This is a genomic window from Herbihabitans rhizosphaerae, assembly GCF_004216555.1.
Classification (GTDB): Bacteria; Actinomycetota; Actinomycetes; order Mycobacteriales; family Pseudonocardiaceae; genus Herbihabitans; species Herbihabitans rhizosphaerae.
In genome coordinates this window covers 200,814-216,865 of the sequence record NZ_SGWQ01000002.1, presented here as the reverse complement: position 1 = coordinate 216,865, position 16,052 = coordinate 200,814, and the positions used below count along the sequence as shown (strand labels likewise).

General features: G+C 71.2%; 16 protein-coding genes. 9 read left to right on the top strand and 7 right to left on the bottom strand.

Annotation, left to right across the window (positions count from 1 at the left end; all coding sequences use genetic code 11):
• Positions 1-62: 62 nt before the first annotated feature.
• Positions 63-185, bottom strand: a complete 123-nt coding sequence (locus EV193_RS34400) for a hypothetical protein (protein WP_278044163.1) — start codon at positions 183-185, stop codon at positions 63-65.
• A gap of 347 nt (positions 186-532) precedes the next feature.
• Here EV193_RS34400 and EV193_RS06540 point away from each other — a divergent pair, with 347 nt between their 5' ends.
• The gene (locus EV193_RS06540) at positions 533-1,123 is read left to right on the top strand and encodes a TetR/AcrR family transcriptional regulator (protein WP_130343102.1); all 591 of its coding nucleotides are present in this window, start codon (positions 533-535) and stop codon (positions 1,121-1,123) included.
• Here the strand turns inward: EV193_RS06540 and EV193_RS06535 are convergent.
• Entirely contained in the window at positions 1,120-1,410 is a 291-nt protein-coding gene (locus tag EV193_RS06535) for a hypothetical protein (protein WP_130343101.1), read from the bottom strand. The two genes, EV193_RS06540 and EV193_RS06535, sit on opposite strands and share 4 nt — an antisense overlap.
• A 234-nt stretch (positions 1,411-1,644) precedes the next feature.
• Between EV193_RS06535 and EV193_RS06530 the strand changes: the two genes are divergently transcribed.
• The 5 genes from EV193_RS06530 (at position 1,645) to EV193_RS06510 (ending at position 7,574) form a co-directional block, all read left to right on the top strand.
• Positions 1,645-2,208, top strand: a complete 564-nt coding sequence (locus EV193_RS06530; RefSeq protein WP_130343100.1) for a TIGR03086 family metal-binding protein — start codon at positions 1,645-1,647, stop codon at positions 2,206-2,208.
• A 128-nt stretch (positions 2,209-2,336) separates the two neighbouring features.
• Positions 2,337-3,674: a hemolysin family protein gene (locus EV193_RS06525; RefSeq protein ID WP_165401267.1), complete on the top strand. Its 1,338-nt coding sequence runs from the start codon at positions 2,337-2,339 to the stop codon at positions 3,672-3,674.
• Positions 3,671-4,726, top strand: coding sequence for a hemolysin family protein (locus EV193_RS06520; protein ID WP_130343098.1), 1,056 nt, complete (start codon positions 3,671-3,673; stop codon positions 4,724-4,726). Before EV193_RS06525 ends, EV193_RS06520 begins: the two co-directional genes overlap by 4 nt.
• A 14-nt stretch (positions 4,727-4,740) precedes the next feature.
• A complete protein-coding gene (locus EV193_RS06515) occupies positions 4,741-5,643 on the top strand; it encodes a 3-methyladenine DNA glycosylase (protein WP_130343097.1) in 903 nt (300 codons plus the stop codon).
• Between the two features lie 143 nt (positions 5,644-5,786).
• Positions 5,787-7,574 carry a substrate-binding domain-containing protein gene (locus EV193_RS06510; protein ID WP_130343096.1) on the top strand — a complete coding sequence of 596 codons (1,788 nt, stop codon included), beginning with the start codon at positions 5,787-5,789 and terminating at the stop codon, positions 7,572-7,574.
• On the opposite strand, the gene EV193_RS06505 is transcribed toward EV193_RS06510, so the two are convergent.
• The 4 genes from EV193_RS06505 to EV193_RS34395 are packed head-to-tail and all read right to left on the bottom strand — an operon-like array spanning position 7,571 to position 10,616.
• Entirely contained in the window at positions 7,571-8,986 is a 1,416-nt protein-coding gene (locus tag EV193_RS06505; RefSeq protein ID WP_130343095.1) for an RsmB/NOP family class I SAM-dependent RNA methyltransferase, read from the bottom strand. The two genes, EV193_RS06510 and EV193_RS06505, sit on opposite strands and share 4 nt — an antisense overlap.
• Positions 8,983-9,918, bottom strand: coding sequence for a methionyl-tRNA formyltransferase (fmt, locus tag EV193_RS06500; RefSeq protein WP_130343094.1), 936 nt, complete (start codon positions 9,916-9,918; stop codon positions 8,983-8,985). The genes EV193_RS06505 and fmt overlap by 4 nt, the downstream gene beginning before the upstream one ends.
• Positions 9,918-10,463 (bottom strand): peptide deformylase, encoded by a 546-nt coding sequence (def, locus tag EV193_RS06495; RefSeq protein ID WP_130343093.1) that lies wholly within the window; start codon positions 10,461-10,463, stop codon positions 9,918-9,920. The genes fmt and def overlap by 1 nt, the downstream gene beginning before the upstream one ends.
• A gap of 18 nt (positions 10,464-10,481) precedes the next feature.
• A complete protein-coding gene (locus EV193_RS34395) occupies positions 10,482-10,616 on the bottom strand; it encodes a hypothetical protein (protein ID WP_278044162.1) in 135 nt (44 codons plus the stop codon).
• A gap of 162 nt (positions 10,617-10,778) precedes the next feature.
• On the opposite strand from EV193_RS34395, the gene EV193_RS06490 reads away from it, so the two are divergent.
• The 3 genes from EV193_RS06490 to EV193_RS06480 all read left to right on the top strand — a co-directional run bounded on the left by EV193_RS06490 (position 10,779) and on the right by EV193_RS06480 (position 13,824).
• On the top strand, positions 10,779-11,390 hold the full coding sequence (locus EV193_RS06490) for an RNA polymerase sigma factor (protein ID WP_130343092.1): 612 nt from the start codon (positions 10,779-10,781) through the stop codon (positions 11,388-11,390).
• Positions 11,387-12,703, top strand: a complete 1,317-nt coding sequence (locus EV193_RS06485) for a hypothetical protein (RefSeq protein ID WP_130343091.1) — start codon at positions 11,387-11,389, stop codon at positions 12,701-12,703. Before EV193_RS06490 ends, EV193_RS06485 begins: the two co-directional genes overlap by 4 nt.
• Before the next feature lie 230 nt (positions 12,704-12,933).
• Entirely contained in the window at positions 12,934-13,824 is an 891-nt protein-coding gene (locus EV193_RS06480; RefSeq protein ID WP_130343090.1) for a poly(ethylene terephthalate) hydrolase family protein, read from the top strand.
• Here EV193_RS06480 and EV193_RS06475 read toward each other — a convergent pair.
• Positions 13,821-15,863: a primosomal protein N' gene (locus tag EV193_RS06475; RefSeq protein WP_278044171.1), complete on the bottom strand. Its 2,043-nt coding sequence runs from the start codon at positions 15,861-15,863 to the stop codon at positions 13,821-13,823. The two genes, EV193_RS06480 and EV193_RS06475, sit on opposite strands and share 4 nt — an antisense overlap.
• Positions 15,864-16,052: the final 189 nt, after the last annotated feature.

The window sequence follows — 16,052 nt, the reverse complement described above, 5'->3', positions numbered from 1 at the left end:
CGCCCCTCGTGTCAGTCGAAAATCGACGCTACACAACACATCCGACAGTCGCACGCCTCTTCTCACGCCATCCACTGGTCGTGCCGCTGGTACAGCTCGTTCCACTCGGCGTCGTCGGTGAGCTTGCGACCGCTGGCCGCGATCTCGGCCAACTCCTCGAAATATCCCTCACGCGGGGCACCCACACCGACAATTGGGCGACCTCCCCAGCCCACCTACCCACCTACCGACTTCACGCAGCCGGGTGTGTTGACCGCACCGATCGAAAGCCCGCTGGGGTCGAAACTCATTGTCGAGGGCGGTCGCCCTGACGACGCCGGAGGGACAGCGGGCGAGGAACGAGCCCGCTGTCCCGGAGGTGGCGTGACTGGACCACCCAATCAACCCAGCCACCCACCTCGCGGCCCCCAACCACCCAAGCAAAAAGACCACAGGCCGTCGGCGAAGCCGACTCGGCGACCTTGCCCGAGATAAAGAACGCAGGACGTACGTACGGTTTGCAGTCGGCGTGCCCGACTGGGACGATCTACGAGTGCCTCGGGTCAGTCAGGATCACCTCGACGCGCGGCGGAGCCAGATACTCGACGGCGCCCGCTCGTGCTTCGCGCGCCACGGCTACGAAGGCGCCACGGTTCGCCGTCTCGAAGACGCCACCGGCCTGTCCCGCGGCGCGATCTTCCATCACTTCCGGGACAAGGAGTCGCTGTTCCTCGCGCTCGCCGAGGACGACGCGCGCCGGATGGCCGAAGTCGTCGCGCGCCAAGGTCTTGTGCAGGTCATGCGCGATCTGCTGGCCGGCGAGGGAGACGGCCCCGACCACCCGGCGCACTGGCTCGGCACCCGGCTGGAGGTGTCCCGGCGGCTGCGCACCGATCCCGAGTTCCGCGCGCGCTGGGCCGAGCGCTCGCAGGCGCTCACCGACGCCACCCGGGAGCGGCTGCGGCGCCAGCACGACGCCGGCAACCTGCGCGACGACATCGACGTGGACGTGCTCACCGCGTTCCTGGAACTGGTGCTCGAAGGTCTGGTGTCCCACCTCGCGATGGGCCTGCCGGCCGACGACCTCGGCCCGGTGCTGGACCTCGTCGAGGAGAGTGTGCGCCGGCACCGGCGCTCGGGCTAGGAATCCCTGCTCGGCACTTCGATCCGTACGGTGCCCGACTCCAGATCCAGCGGGCCGGAGCCGGTCTCCCGGTCGTCGATCTTGGCGACCGCGACCCACTCCTTGCGCTCCTGGATGTGCTTGACCGACGGCGAGAACAGCGACTCCACCTCGAGGTAGGCCTCACCGGCACGCTCGGACCGCTCGCTCAGCTTGGGAAGCTGGGAATGCGGCGCCAAGCCCGTTGCCAAGTCGTCTCCCGAGTCGGGCGTCTTGCCCTCTTCGCGCATGCGGCGCCAACGGTTCACACCGCCCAGAGTACGCGTGCGTCGTCTATCGAGAGCAAGGTCGCCGAGTCGGCTTCGCCGACGGCCTGTGGTCTTTTGGAGTGGGTGGTTGGGGGCCGCGAGGTGGGTGGTTGGGTTTCGTGGGTGGTTCAGTCACGCCTCCTCCGAGTTCGACCTCAGCGTGGCTTGGGTCGACATGCGGCCAAGTCACCGCCACCGGGCGGTCCACCCGGCGAACGTGCTCCACTGGAGCGTATGGACGTTCTCGAAGCACACGGTCAGGCGATGACGATCTTCGACCGGGCCGTGCACGAGGTCGAGCCCGGCCAGTGGGACGGCCCGACGCCGTGCACCGACTGGACCGTCACCGACCTGGTGAACCACCTCGTGTACGAGCAGCTCTGGGTGCCCGAACTGCTCGCCGGCGCCACGATGGCCGAGGTCGGCGACCGGTACGACGGTGACCAACTCGGCGCGGAACCCGTTGCCGCGTGGGAGAAGTCGGCCACCACGGCTCGCGGGGCGTGGCTCGAACCCGGCGCGATCGAGCGGACCGTGCACCTGTCCTTCGGCGACACCTCGGCCACCGAGTACTGCTGGCAGATGACCGTCGACCTGGCCGTGCACGGCTGGGATCTGGCCACCGCGGTCGGCGTGCCGCACCGCATCGGCGATGATCTGGCCGGCGCGCTGATCGAGGTCGCGGAGCCGGCCGTGGCCCACTGGCAGGGCGCCGGCATCTTCGATCCGCCCGTTCCGGTGCCCGGCGACGCGCCGCCTGCCGAACGACTGGTGGCGCTGCTGGGCCGGCGCCCGTAATCTCGCCGTACACTGAACACGGTTGACCGATTGACAGCCAAGGGGTGAACACCGTCCGTGCACGGTGACAGTACCGAGCCGGGTGAACAACCCGGCGTCCTCCATGACCATCGCGGCGGTGTCCGCTGATGGATGTCGTCCTCGCGATCGCGGGCCTGCTCTTCGTCGTCCTGCTGACGATCGGCACCGGGCTCGCGGTCGCCGCCGAGTTCTCCCTCACCGCGCTGGAGCGCAGCACGGTCGAGGCGAACGTGCGCAAGGTCGGCGACCGCCGGGCGCACGCCGTCCTCAAGGCGCATCGCACCCTGTCGTTCCAGCTCTCCGGCGCGCAGGTGGCGATCACGCTCACCACACTGATCACCGGCTATGTCGCCGAGCCACTGATCGGTGACCTGATCGACCCGCTGCTCACCGCGATGGGCCTGTCCGAGAACGTCGCGGACAACTTCTCGGTCGTGATCGCGCTGGTCCTGGCCACCTCGCTGTCCATGATCCTCGGCGAGATGGTGCCGAAGAACCTGGCCATCGCGCGGCCATTGCAGACCGCGCGCGCCGTGGCCGGCTACCACTCGCGGTTCTCCTCCACGTTCCGCTGGCTGATCAGCCTGATGAACAACAGCGCGAACTGGGTGGTGCGCAAGTTCGGCGTCGAACCGCAGGAGGAACTGCGGTCCGCGCGCTCGCCGCAGGAGCTCGGCTCGATCGTGCGGGCCAGCGCGGAGAGCGGCACGCTGGACACCTCCACCGCGGAGCTGATGGACAAGTCGCTGCGGTTCGGCGACCGCGACGCCGGCGAACTGATGACCCCGCGCGTGCAGATCCACGCGCTGAGCGTGGACAGCTCGGTGACCGACCTGGTGGACCTGTGCCGGGACACCGGCCTGTCCCGGTTCCCGGTGTACCGCGAGGACCTGGACGACGTGCGCGGTGCCGTGCACGTCAAGCAGGCGTTCACGGTGCCGGCCGCCGACCGGGACACCCTCAAGATCGGCTCCATGCTGCGGCCGGTGCTCACCGTGCCGGAGTCGCTGCCGGGTGACGCGCTGCTGGACCGCCTGCGCGACTCGCACCTGCAGCTGGCGATCGTGGTCGACGAGTACGGCGGCACGGCCGGGCTGGTGACCTTCGAGGACGTGGTCGAGGAGATCATCGGCGACGTCCGCGACGAGCACGACGTGCGCGAGGCGCCCGCGTCGCAGCGGCTGGACGCGGACAGTTGGGTCGTCTCCGGGCAACTGCGCGCCGACGAGATCGCCGACGTCACCGGCTTCAAGATGCCCGAGGGCGAGTACGAGACGGTGGCCGGCCTGGTGCTCGACCGGCTCGGGCGGATCCCCGGCGACGACGACTCGATCGAGGTCCACGGCTGGCGGCTCACCGTCACCGAGATGGACCGGCACCGGATCGCCGAGATCAACGTGCAGCGCACCGCCGCCGCGCGCGAGACGACCGGGGAGGCGCCGTGAGCGACTGGGCGGCCCTGGGTTTGATCGTCGTGCTGCTGCTGGCCAACGCGTTCTTCGTCGGCGCGGAGTTCACCCTCATCTCCTCGCGCCGTGACCGGCTGGAATCCCTTGTCGCACAAGGGAAGAAGCGCGCGCAGATCGTGATCAACGCCAGCCGCGACGTGTCCGCCATGCTGGCCGGCGCGCAGCTCGGCATCACGATCTGCTCGCTGCTGCTGCTGTCGTTCGGCGAACCCGCCATCGCGCACCGGCTGGAGGTGACGCTGCACGCGCTCGGCCTCACGCTGCCGACCTACCTGCTGCACGCGATCGCGTTCGCCTTCGCGCTCGCGGTGATGACCTTGCTGCACGTGCTGGTCGGCGAGATGGTGCCGAAGAACCTCGCGATCGCCGAGCCGGAGCGGCTGGCGCTGTGGCTGGTCCCGGCGCACGTGCTGTGGGTGAAGATCGCCACCCCGTTCATCTGGATACTGAACCTGGTCGCGAACTCGATGCTGCGCCTGTTCAAGGTGGAGCCGCGCGACGAGTTGGAGACCGCGTACACCTCCGGCGAGCTGGCCGAGCTGCTCAGCGAGTCGCGCCGGGAGGGGCTGATCGAGCCCGCGGAACACCGGCGGCTGGCGCAGACGCTGTCGTCGGTCGAGCACACGGTGGCCGACGTGCTGGTGCCGCTCGGCGAGGTGCGCACGGTGCCGGGCGAGCCGACGGTCGAGGACATCGCCTCGGCGGTCACCGACACCGGGTTCTCCCGCTTCCCGGTGCGCACCGACGAGGGCCGGATCACCGGGTACGTGCACGTCAAGGACGTGCTGGACCTGTCGGGCGCGGATCCGGCCACGCCAGTGCCGCTGTCCAGGGTGCGGCAGCTCCCCGAGGTGAGCGCGAACGCGCGGCTGGACGCGGCGCTGGCGGCGCTGCGCCGCGAGGAGAGCCACCTGGCCGCCGCGGTCGGCGAGGACGGCGCCGTGCTCGGCGTGGTCGCGCTGGAGGACCTGGTCGAGGAGTACGTCGGCACCGTTCGGGACGGCACGCACACCGGCAACGGGGCCTGACTACCGTCGACGGCGTGAGCGGCGCGATCGTGCTCGGCGAGGCGGCGTGGACGGCCCGCCGGGACGAGCACGTCGCCAGGGTCCGCCGGTGGACCGAGCCGCACGCGCGCCGCCGCGCCGCCGGGGAGAAGCACCCGGTGCTCGACTTCATGTTCACCTACTACTCGTTCCGCCCGTCCAAGCTGCTGCGCTGGCACCCTGGGCCGGGCGTGGTGCTCGCGGGCTCGTCCGCGCGCGAGTACCTGCGCTGGCCGGCCTACGCGGAGGTGCCCGGCGGCGTGGCACTGGACCTCGTCGCGCTGCCGGACAATCGCCGCGAGACGGCGTCGTTCGTGCTGGACCTGCTGCGCGCCACCGCGGCCCGCACACCCCGGCTGAACTGCTTTGGCCTGCACGAATGGGCGATGGTGTACCGGGCCGGCGAGGAGGAGATCCGTCACACCGGCTGGCCACTGCGACTCGGTCGGGGCGGCACGAACGAGGTCGTCGAGTCCTCGAAGCTGCGCTGCACGCACTACGACGCGTTCCGGTTCTTCACCGCGCCGGCGCGCCCGCGCAACACGGTCCAGCCGAGCCGGCCGCGCCAGATCGAGCTGGAGCAGCCCGGGTGCCTGCACGCGACGATGGATCTCTACAAGTGGGCCTACAAGCTCGACCCGTACGCGCCGTCCGACCTGCTGGCGGACTGTTTCGAGCTGGCTCTGGAAGTTCGGGCGCTGGACATGCGGGCGAGCCCGTACGACCTGTCGGCCATCGGATTTGAGCCGGTGCCGATCGAGTCGGAGCGCGGCCGGGCCCAGTACGTGCGAGAACAGGCCGCGCTCACCGAACGGGCCGCGCCGCTGCGTGAGCGGCTGACCGCGGTCTGCGCCGCCGTCCTCACATCGACCAGCGCGCAACACGAATCTCACTCATAGTAGCTACTCTTGACCGGCGACACTCACCTATTAGAGTGGCGACCGCCGGATGCGCTCCGTGTCGGGGTGGAGGCCACTCGGGTGTCGACTACGGACGGCTACGACCAGTCCGTTCACGGATCGCTTGAAAGGGGACCTGTCGCATGGGTCGACACCGCGCGCAGGGTGAACCCGCGCGTCGCGGCGTCGCTGGCTGGCCGATCGTCGCGGTCAGCCTGGTGGCGGTGGTCCTCCTCGGATGGCTCGGTTGGACGTGGCTGCAGTCGGCCATGGACAGTCGCGCGGCCGACCAGCCTGAGGGGTGCCCGCAGGGCGACCTCTCGTTGCGGGTCGCCGTCGCGCCGAGCGTCGAGTCCGCCGTCAAGGAGTCGGCCGGCCGGTGGAACTCGCAGCGCAACGTCGTGCACGACCACTGCGTCACGGTCGACGTGAACGCGGTCGAGCCGGAGCGCGCGCTCGGCGGGCTCACCGGAAAATGGGACGAGTCGCAGCTCGGCCCGCGCCCGCAGGCGTGGCTGCCGGACTCCTCGTTCTGGACCAGCAGACTGTCCGCCACCAACAACGCGCTGATCGGTGCCGCGCCCGAGTCGGTCGCCGGCAGCCCGGTGGTGCTCGCCGTGCGCGAGGAGGCCGCGAGCGCGCTGAACTCCGGGCCGACGTTCCGCTGGAGCGACGTGCCGGAGCTGGCCGCGGCACCCGACGGCTGGAGCCGCTTCGGCCACCCCGAGTGGGGCCGGTTCGGCCTCGCGCTGCCCTCGCCGACGACCAACCCGGCGAGCGGGCTCGCGCTGCAGGGCGGGATGGCCGGCGTCAGCCCGTGGCGCAACGGCCCGGTCACCACCGCCACCCTCACGCTGCCGGTGGTGCAGGAGGCGATGGCCCGACTCGCCGCCGCGCAGGCGGCCAACGTCCCGCCGACCACCCGCGACGCGCTGATCCAGCTCGGCGACTCCACCGGCATGGCGGGCCTGTCCTACAACGCGATCCCGGTGGCCGAGGTCGACCTGTACCGCAGGAACATGGGCTTCGACGGCAAGCCGCCGCCGGCCAGCCCGCTGACCGCGGTCGTGTCCAAGGGCCCGAGCCCGAACGCCGACTTCCCGCTCGTCGGTCTCGCCGGCGCGGGCATCGAACCGACGCACATCCGTGCGGCACAACGGTTCCGCGACTTTCTCAAGGAGCCGGACCAGCAGCGCGAGTTCGCCAAGGCGGGCCTGCGCGGCAAGGACCAGAACGACCGCCCCAGCCCATCGCCCGGCCTGCGCTGGGACGCGCCCGCGTCGAACCTGGTGCCGGCCGACCCGCAGGCGACCCAGCAGCTGGTCACCGCGTGGAGCAACGCCACCGGCGGCGGCCAGGTGGTGACCGTGCTGGTGGACGTGTCCAAGTCGATGGAGCAGGACGGCGGGGACGGCAAGAGCCGGATGGAGTGGGTCAAGCAGGCCCTGCACCAGCTCGCCGACTGGACCGCGTCCGGCTCGGTCGGGCTGTGGGAGTTCTCCCGGGCGCTGCAGGGCGAGGAACCGTTCCGGCAGCTCGTGCCGACCAGGCCGGTCGCGGACTACCGCTCGGCGCTGCACACCGGCGTCAACGGGCTCAATCCGGTCAGCGCGACACATCTGAACGCGAGCATCATGGCCGTGTACCGCTCGGCGACCAACAACTACGTCGACGGCAAGACCAACCGGGTCGTGGTGATCACCGACGGACCGAACGACGGCACGCCCGGCGACCCCCAGTTGCTCGCGGCGCTGCGCAGCGCCGCGGACCCCGCGCGGAAGGTGTCGGTCAGCATCGTGGCGCTCGGCCCGTCACCGGACCGCAACGCGCTGCGCAAGATCACCGAGCAGACCGGCGGCAGCCTGGCGGAGATCATCGAGGCCAAGGGCGTCGACGCCACCCTCGCCCAGGTCCTCTCCGGCGCCGGTTAGCGGCGCAACAGGGCGCAGAACATGGCGTCGGTGCCGTGCCGGTGGGGCCAGAGCTGGACGTTGTCGCCGTCGCCGAGGTCGGGCATCTCGGGGAAGAACTCCTTGGCGGGCAAGGGTTTCGCGCCGGTTCGGCGCACCACGTCGCCCACCACTCCGACGGTCTCCGCCAGGTGCGGCGAGCACACCACGTAGGCCACCACACCGCCGGGGCGCACCAGCTCGACCGCCCGCATCAGCAGTTCCCGCTGCAGCTTGGTCAGCCCGCCGACGTCCGACGGCTGCCGCCGCCAGCGTGCCTCGGGCCGCCTGCGCAGTGACCCGAGCCCGGTGCACGGCGCGTCCACCAGCACCCGGTCGTAGCTGCCCGGCTCGCCGAACTCCCGGCCGTCGGCCAGGTGCACGGTCACCGGCAGCCCTTCGACCGCGCCGCGCACCAGCCCGGCGCGGTGCGGCGTCTTCTCCACGGCGTCCACCGTCGCACCCGACACCGCGGCGAGCGCGCCGAGCAGGGCCGCCTTCCCGCCAGGGCCGGCGCACAGGTCGAGCCAACGCTCCTCTTGTGCCGCAACGGTTTCCAGCTCCGGCCGGGTCAGCGCGAGCGCGCACAGCTGGCTGCCCTCGTCCTGCACGGCGGCGAACTTCTCGGCCACCGGCTCCAGGTCGGCGGGATCGCCGGCGCCCGCCTCCAGCCGCACGCCGTACGGCGAGTAGGGCGCGACGTCTCCCCCGGTGACGGCGGCCAGCTCGTCGGCGCTGATCTCCCCCGGCCGTGCGACCAGATGCACGGCGGGACGCCGGTCGTCGGCACGCAGCGCGGCGGCCAGCTCGTCGCCGGTGTCACCGAGCGCGTCGGCGAACGCGCGGGCGATCCACTTGGGGTGCGAGGTGGCGGTCGCGAGGTGGCCCACCGGATCGGTGGCCGCGTCCGGCGCGAGCCGCTCCACCCAGGTCGCCTCGTCCGCCTCGGACACCCGGCGCAGCACGGCGTTGACGAACCCGCCGAGCTTCGAGCCGGACTCCGAACGCACGAGGTCCACAGTGGACGCGACGGCCGCGTGCGGCGGAATCCTGGTGCGCAGCAACTGGTACGCGCCCAGCCGCAGCGCGTCGAGCAGCTCAGGGTCCACTGTGGACAGTGCTCGTTCCGAACACGCTTCGAGCACCTGGTCCAGCCAGCCGATCGCGCGGCACGAACCGTAGGCCAGCTCGGTGGCCAGCGCCGCGTCCCGCCCGGTGATCCGGCGGTCGCGCAGCATTCCGGGCAGCACCAGGTTGGCGTACGCGTCCTGGGCACGCACCGCGCGCAGGGTGTCCAGCGCGGCACGGCGGGCCGGGTCGTCGACCGGCGGGCGCGGGGTGGTCCGGCGCTTCGGCGGGCCGGGGCGCTTGGGACGCGAAGGCCGTCGGTTCACGTCAGCCGCTCCCCCGACTCGGGCCGCACGCCGCGCGCCCAGTCGATCGCCGCCATCCGCTTCTTGCCCTGCGCCTGCACCTCGCCGAGTGCCACCGGACGGGTCGCCGTGCCCACCAGTACACGTTTGCGTTCGACGCGGATCTCCCCCGGCTCCAACGGTTCCCCGGTATCACCGTCCACAGTGGACACCGGCCCGAGCTTGAGCCGCGCGTCCTGGAAGGTGGCCCACGCGCCGGGCTCCGGTGTGACCGAGCGGATCAGCCGGTCCACGCCGAGCGCGGGCTCGGTGAAATCGACGTGCGCGTGGTCCACGGTGACCTTGCCGGCGTAGCTGACGCCCTCGGCCGGCTGATCCACCGCGTGCAGCGTGCCGTCCTCTACACCGTCCATTGTGGACAGCAGCAGGGAGGCGCCGGCTTCGGCGAGCCGGTCGAGCAGCTCACCGGCGGTGTCGGTCGGCCGCACCGGCTCGGTGAGCACGCCGTACACCGGCCCGGCGTCCAACTCCTTGACGATCTGGAACGTGGTGGCGCCGGTGATCTCGTCGCCGTGCCGCACGGCCGCCTGGACCGGCGCCGCACCGCGCCACTCCGGCAGCAGCGAGAAGTGCAAGTTCACCCACCCGTGTTTGGGAATGGCGAGCGCCGCCTCCGGAAGGAGCGCGCCGTAGGCCACCACCGGGCAGCAGTCCGGCGCCAGCTCTTCCAGCCTGGCAAGGAAATCCGGGTCCGACGCGCGCCTGGGAGTGAGCACCTCCAGCCCGTGCTCGTCGGCCAGTTCCGCGACCGGCGAGCGGGACACGTTCCGGCCCCGGCCCGACGCCGCGTCCGGACGGGTCACCACAGCCACGACCTCGTGCCGCGGCGAGTCCAGCAGCGCACGCAGCGACGGCAACGCGACCGACGGCGTGCCGGCGAACACCAGCCGCATCAGCGCGCCCCGAACAGCGGGTGCGGGCTCTGCTTGATCGTGGGCACGGCGCCGTCGAACCACGTGGACGCGCGGATCTCCCGCATCGCCTGCTTGCGGGTCTCGTCGTCCAGCCGGTCCACGAACAGCACGCCGTCCAGGTGGTCGGTCTCGTGCTGGATGCAGCGCGCGAGCAGGTCGGTGCCCTCCACCTGGACCGGCTCGCCGTGCATGTCCCACCCGGCCGCCACGACGTCGCGGTAGCGCCGGCAGTCCCAGCGCAGGCCGGGGATGGACAGGCAGCCCTCCTCACCGTCCTGGCACTCGTCGCCGACGACCGTCCACGTGGGATTCACCAGGTGCCCGGCGAACCCGTCGCAGTGGTAGGTGAACACCCGCAGGCCGACCCCGATCTGGGGTGCGGCGAGGCCGACACCGCCCTGCTGGGTCATCGTGTCGGCGAGGTCGCGCACCAGGTTGCGCAACTCGGCGTCGAAGTCCACGACCTCGGCGGCGGGCGTGCGCAGGACCGGGTCCCCGAACAGTCGGATCGGCTGAGCTGTCACGGACCCGAGTCTAGGAGATCAGTCCGCCGCCGAGCCGAACAGCACCACGGCCACCATCGCGTAGCAGAAGTTGCCGAGGAACCGCAGCACGGCGCGTGGGCCCGTCCTCGACCGGTGCGGCACCGTATTCACCTTGATCGCTCTGATCGACATGAGAACCTCCCTTCGCTGTCTCTGACTCCACTGTCCGCCCCGGTACCTGCGAAAACATCGGCCAAAAGTCTCGTATCGCCGTCATACCGGGGGCGCATGCGACCCTGAGTCGGCTCAGGGACGCAACACGGGTAGCCCGATCGGGCACCTGTATATGTGACGATGAAACCAACGGGGGTGGCCACGCTGTCCGCACGAGCACAACCGCCACCCACCGAGACCGAGACCGAGTCCGACCCCGACCTGTGGCGCCGCGCCGCCGCGGGCGACCAGTCCTCGTTCACCCTCCTGTTCGAGCGGCACGCCACCGCGGTGTGGAACCACGCGTACCGGCTGACCGGCTCGTGGGCCACGGCGGAGGATGTCGCCTCCACCGTGTTCCTCACCGCGTGGCGCAAGCGCGCCGAGATGACCTTGGTGCGGGACAGCGCGCTGCCGTGGCTGTACGCCGTGGCGGGCAACGTCGTGCGCTCCGAGCGCCGCAGCGCGGCCCGGTTCCTGCGCGCCCTCCGCCGCGTGCCTGACGAGTCCACTGTGGACGATCACGCCGACGCTGTGGCCGGCCGAGTGGACGACGACCGCCGCATGCGCGAGGTGCTGGCCGCCGTCGAGACGCTCCCCCGCGCCGAGCGCGAGGTGGTCGACCTGTGCCTGCTCGGCGAACTGTCCACATCAGACGCGGCGGCCGCAATGCGAGTGGCCGAGGTGAGCGTCCGTTCCCGAATGTCCCGTGCCCGCGCTCGGCTGCGCACTCTTCTGGAGGAAACCCCATGAGCGACAACGAGATTCAGCTCCCACCGCGGCGCGAGATGCCGCCCGAGGTGCGTGACCGGCTGCGGGTCGACCTGCGCAGGAACATCGACACCGAGCCGTCGCACAACCACCGCGCGCCGATCGCCGTTGCGGCCGGAGTGGCGATCCTCGCCGGCGGCGGGCTCCTGGTCGCACAGTCCGCCCAGGGCTTCAACGCCACCGGATCGGCCCCCACGTCGTCGAGCACCAAGCCCCGGCCCACCTTCACCGCGTCCGACGAAAACGCCAAGGCCGGCCAGCACATGGACCGCTGCTGGGAAGGGATCAAGAAGGCGGGCAAGACCGCCCTGTTCCCGGACCGCTCCCGCTGGCAGTCGGTGATCAAGACGTCCAGCATGGGCCCTGCCGCGAAGGACCCCGATCAGGAGTTCAGCGCGATCCGCGCCGACGGCAAACCCTTCTTCTGCGAGACGACACCGGTCAAGGTCACCGTGTCCGACCCGTCGGCGCCGCCGGCCTACGCGGCGGGCACCCGAACCGGTGCGTTGATCATGACGCCGAACGGGTTCGTCGCCGGGGTGCAGGATCCCACGTGGCAGAACGTGGCGATCGGGCGCGCGATCGGCATGTACAGCTTCGACACCGCCAAGTCCCGCGAAGGGCTGTTCGTCAGCCGTCCACTCCTCCGTATCAACCAGGACACCCCGATCATGGTGGGCCCCTCCGCGAACAACCAGAAACCCGATGCCCCGAGGGTGCTGCCACATCCGGCCTCACCCGTCGTGTCCATTGTGGACAATCCAAAAACCGTTACCGGACAACAAGATCTGAACACACTGGCCGGACGCGTGCTCGCCGCGTGCCTGACCGACCCACGGCACAAGGTGCTCGATCTGGAGACCTGGCGACCGGGCGCGATGACCAAGATCGGCGTCAACCAGCAGACCGGGGCCGACATCTGGGGCATGATCGCGCACAACGGCTCCCACCTCGCGCTGTGCGAGGCGACGGTCGACGGGAAGACCGCCGAGTTCTACCCGTACCACGACGGTGAGTTGGACCGCCCGATGATCACGTTGCCGGTGGCCAAGCCGACACTGTTCCCCGACTCGCCTTCGATGGACAACCATGGCCAGCCGGTCGGCCGGGTCGTCAGCGGGGTGGTACCGCCTCAGGTCGCGCGCATGGCGCTGAGCGTCGACGAAACAAGGTTCGACGCGGTGATCGTGGACGGGACGTTCGTGGCCGAAGGACCTCCGGGAGCTCGGACGGTGAAGTACACGACCTTCGACGCGGCGGGGAAGCTGCTCCACGAGGGCACCCTCCAGCGCTAGATCAACTCGAGTGGGTCGGTGACAACGGACCTGATCCGGGTCCGTTGTCACCGGCGGCCACGGTTGTACCGGCGGCTGTTGTCATGCGGACCACAAACAACTGATCGCGACGAAAGCGCGCATTGACGGTGCGTTCACTCACTCGCCACGCTGATCTCGGCACAGGTGTCGGACTGGCGCTTCCGGCCTTTGCCGTACTTGTCTGTCAGTCCTGACGAGGAGGATCCTCTGTGAAACCGACCCGTTCGCTCGTCGCGGCGTTCGCGGCGACCGCGCTGCTAGTCACCGGCACGGTCGCGTCGCACGCCGCGGGCGCGGGTGCCGGCACCAGCACGAGCGCCAGCGCCAGCAACCCGTTCCAACGCGGCCCCGACCCCACCCCGCAGAGCATCGACGCCGAATTGGGCCCGTTCAAGGTCGACAAGGCCGCCGTCCCGCCCGGACAGGGCTTCGGCGGCGGCACGGTCCACTTCCCCACCGACACGAGCCAGGGCACGTTCGGCGCGGTAGCCGTTTCTCCTGGCTTCATGTCGCCCGAGTTCATGATCTCCTGGTACGGCCCGAGGCTGGCCTCACAGGGCTTCGTCGTACTCACCATGAGCACGAACACGCCGGCCGACACGCCCTCCATGCGTGCCGACCAACTGCTGGCCGCGTTGAAGTACGTGGTCGAGCAGAGCCCGGCCAAGTCCCGCGTCGACGGCTCACGGCTGGCGGTCATGGGGCATTCGATGGGCGGCGGTGGATCCCTTGAGGCCGCGATCAAGAACCCCGCGCTCAAGGCCACCATCCCGCTCGAGCCGTGGCACCTGTTCACGGACTTCACCAAGGTGCGTACGCCGTCGCTCGTGATCGGCGGGCAACTCGACTTCATCGCGCCGGCCGGCGCGATGGCGAAACCCTTCCACGACAGCATCCCGGCTGGCGTCAAGAAGGGGTACATCGAATTGGCTGGGGCAAGCCATTTCGAGCCGATCGCGCCGAATGTGACCATTGCCAGGTACAGCATTTCCTGGCTCAAGCGATTCGTCGACAACGACACCCGCTTCGAGCAGTTCCTCTGCCCCGTCCCGAAGGACCCGAAGGCGTCCGTCTTCCTGGTGACCTGCCCGCTCGGCTAGATCAGTTCCAGCGGATCGAGCCGGACCCTGACGGGGTCCGGCTCTTTTCGCGCGGTACGGGTTGCCTGTGCGGCGTGCAGCGCGGCGGCCAGCGCGCGGCCGTCCGCGCGGGGCACCCTGATCAGCGCGCGCTCGGTCTCGGTGTTGCCCTCGTGGTCGGGCTCGCCGAGCGGCACCGGTCCGAGCACCTCCGCCGACGGTGGCAGCTCGACGTCGTCCAGGAACACGGCGAGTGTCGCGGGTGGACCGTCCACTGAGGACATTCGAACCGCGGGCGGGAAGCCGACCTCCTTGCGGGCGGCCAATTCCTGGCTCGCGTGCCACACCGGGTCCCAGCGGACCAGCGCCTGCACGGGGGCCAGCCCCGACTCGGCCATCACCACGACCCGCCCGCCGTCCGGAGCCGGCCGCACCAGCGCGGCGGCGGTCATCCAGCGCCGCAGCCCCTCCTCGGACGCGCGCAGATCGGCCCGCGCGAGCAGGGCCCAGCCGTCGAGCAGCAGCGCGGCGCCGTACCCGCCGCCGGCCACCGGCTCGGCACCCGGCGTCGCCACCACGAGCGCCGCCTCACCGTCCACAGTGGACAGGACTTCGGCCGCACCGGAGGTGCGCACCGGTACGCCGGTGAACGCCCGCCCCAGCTCCTCGGCGGTCCGCCGGGCACCGATCACGACCGCCCGCAGCCGCCGTGAACCGCAAGCGGCGCAACGGAAAGCGGCGTCCACCGCGCCGCACCACCGGCAGTACGGCGGCGCCGGCTCGCCGTCCGCCGACCGCCCGGGCAACGCCAGCGGCCCGGCACACCGGCGGCACCTGGCCGGCGTGCGGCAGCTCTGACAGGCCAGACCCGGCACGTACCCTCGGCGCGGCACCTGCACCAGCACCGGCCGGCCGGCGGTCAGCGCCTCGCGGGCCGCCTGATAGGCCACCGACGGGATCCGAGCCGCCCGCGCCGCCGGGTCACGCGCGTCCTGCGACTCGTGCTCGCCGATCGCGGTCACCCGGGGCGCGGCCGCGCGCACGGTGTCGCGCGCCGCCACGATCTCGTGCGCCCAGCCGGTGTCCACCGAAAGCTGCGCCTCCGCCGTCCTGGCGAATCCGCCGACCAGCATCGCGGCGCCGGCGTTGTGCGCCCGGATCGCCAGCACGTCGCGCACGTGCGGGTAGGGCGAACGCGGCTCGGCGTGCAGGTCGTCACCGTCGTCCCAGACCACGAGCAGCCCCGGATCGACGACCGGCGCGAACGCGGCGGCACGGGTGCCGACCACGACCCGGGCCACTCCCCTGCGCACGGCGAGCCACGCGCGGTACCGCTTGGCCGGACCGGCCTCGGCGGACAGCGCGACCGCCGTCTCGGCACCGACGAGCCGCACACACGCCTCGTGCACGCGGGCCAGATCGCGATGGTCCGGCACCACAATGACCGCGCCTTTGCCTTGTGCCGCAACGGATCCCGCAGCCTCGGCGAGCCGCGTCGGCCAGTCCTCGCCGGGCAGCGCCTGCCAGACGGCACGCGCGGCGCGGCCGGAGCGCAGCGCCTCGAGGAACGCGTCTCCGCGTGGATAGCGCTCCCAGCTCGAGGCGGGCGCCTCGGGTGGCGGTGGCGGTTCGGCCGGCGGCTCCTTCTCCACCCGCGCGTGCCTCGGCGGCACGGCCAGCCGCAGTACGTCGATCATCGTGCCGCCGTACCGGTCGGCCACCGCGCGCGCGAGGGTGGCGATCTCCGGGGCGAGCACCGGCTCCGGTGACACCACGCGGTCCACATAGGACAGCCGGCCGCCGTGCTCGGTGCGCTCGGCCCGTTCGAGCAGGTACGCGTCGACGAGCTGGCCGGCGAAGCGCACCCGCAGCCGGCAGCCGGGCACCGCGTCCGCGTCCAGCGCCTCGGGCACCAGGTAGTCGAAGGGCCGGTCCAGGTGCACGAGCGGCACGTCCACCACGACACGCGCCACCGGAAGGTGCGCGGCCGGCTGCCGCTCGCCCCGGTGATCGCCGCTCATGCCCGCTGGTCTACCAGAGCGCGCCGTCGCCGCCGGCAGGGGCTGGGCTCGAATGTGGCGCGCCAGGCAACCCTGGGTGGCGGTCCGACGTGTTGCAGTTCGAGCGAAATCACCCGATCGAGTGAAACGTAGTCGTCAAAGTGGGCGATTAGGCCGTCAACCGGGCCGGCCCCACGCGAACGGGTGACCACCACTCCCGGTCACTCCGCACGCACTTTCAAGGGGCAA

Bases quoted from the DNA above. Each gene is read 5' to 3' on its own strand.
- EV193_RS06530 (WP_130343100.1), top strand. From the start codon at position 1,645: ATGGACGTTCTCGAAGCACACGGTCAGGCGATGACGATCTTCGACCGG.
- EV193_RS06525 (WP_165401267.1), top strand. From the start codon at position 2,337: ATGGATGTCGTCCTCGCGATCGCGGGCCTGCTCTTCGTCGTCCTGCTG.
- EV193_RS06510 (WP_130343096.1), top strand. From the start codon at position 5,787: ATGGGTCGACACCGCGCGCAGGGTGAACCCGCGCGTCGCGGCGTCGCT.
- fmt (WP_130343094.1), bottom strand. From the start codon at position 9,918: ATGCGGCTGGTGTTCGCCGGCACGCCGTCGGTCGCGTTGCCGTCGCTG.
- EV193_RS34395 (WP_278044162.1), bottom strand. From the start codon at position 10,616: ATGTCGATCAGAGCGATCAAGGTGAATACGGTGCCGCACCGGTCGAGG.
- EV193_RS06490 (WP_130343092.1), top strand. From the start codon at position 10,779: ATGAAACCAACGGGGGTGGCCACGCTGTCCGCACGAGCACAACCGCCA.
- EV193_RS06485 (WP_130343091.1), top strand. From the start codon at position 11,387: ATGAGCGACAACGAGATTCAGCTCCCACCGCGGCGCGAGATGCCGCCC.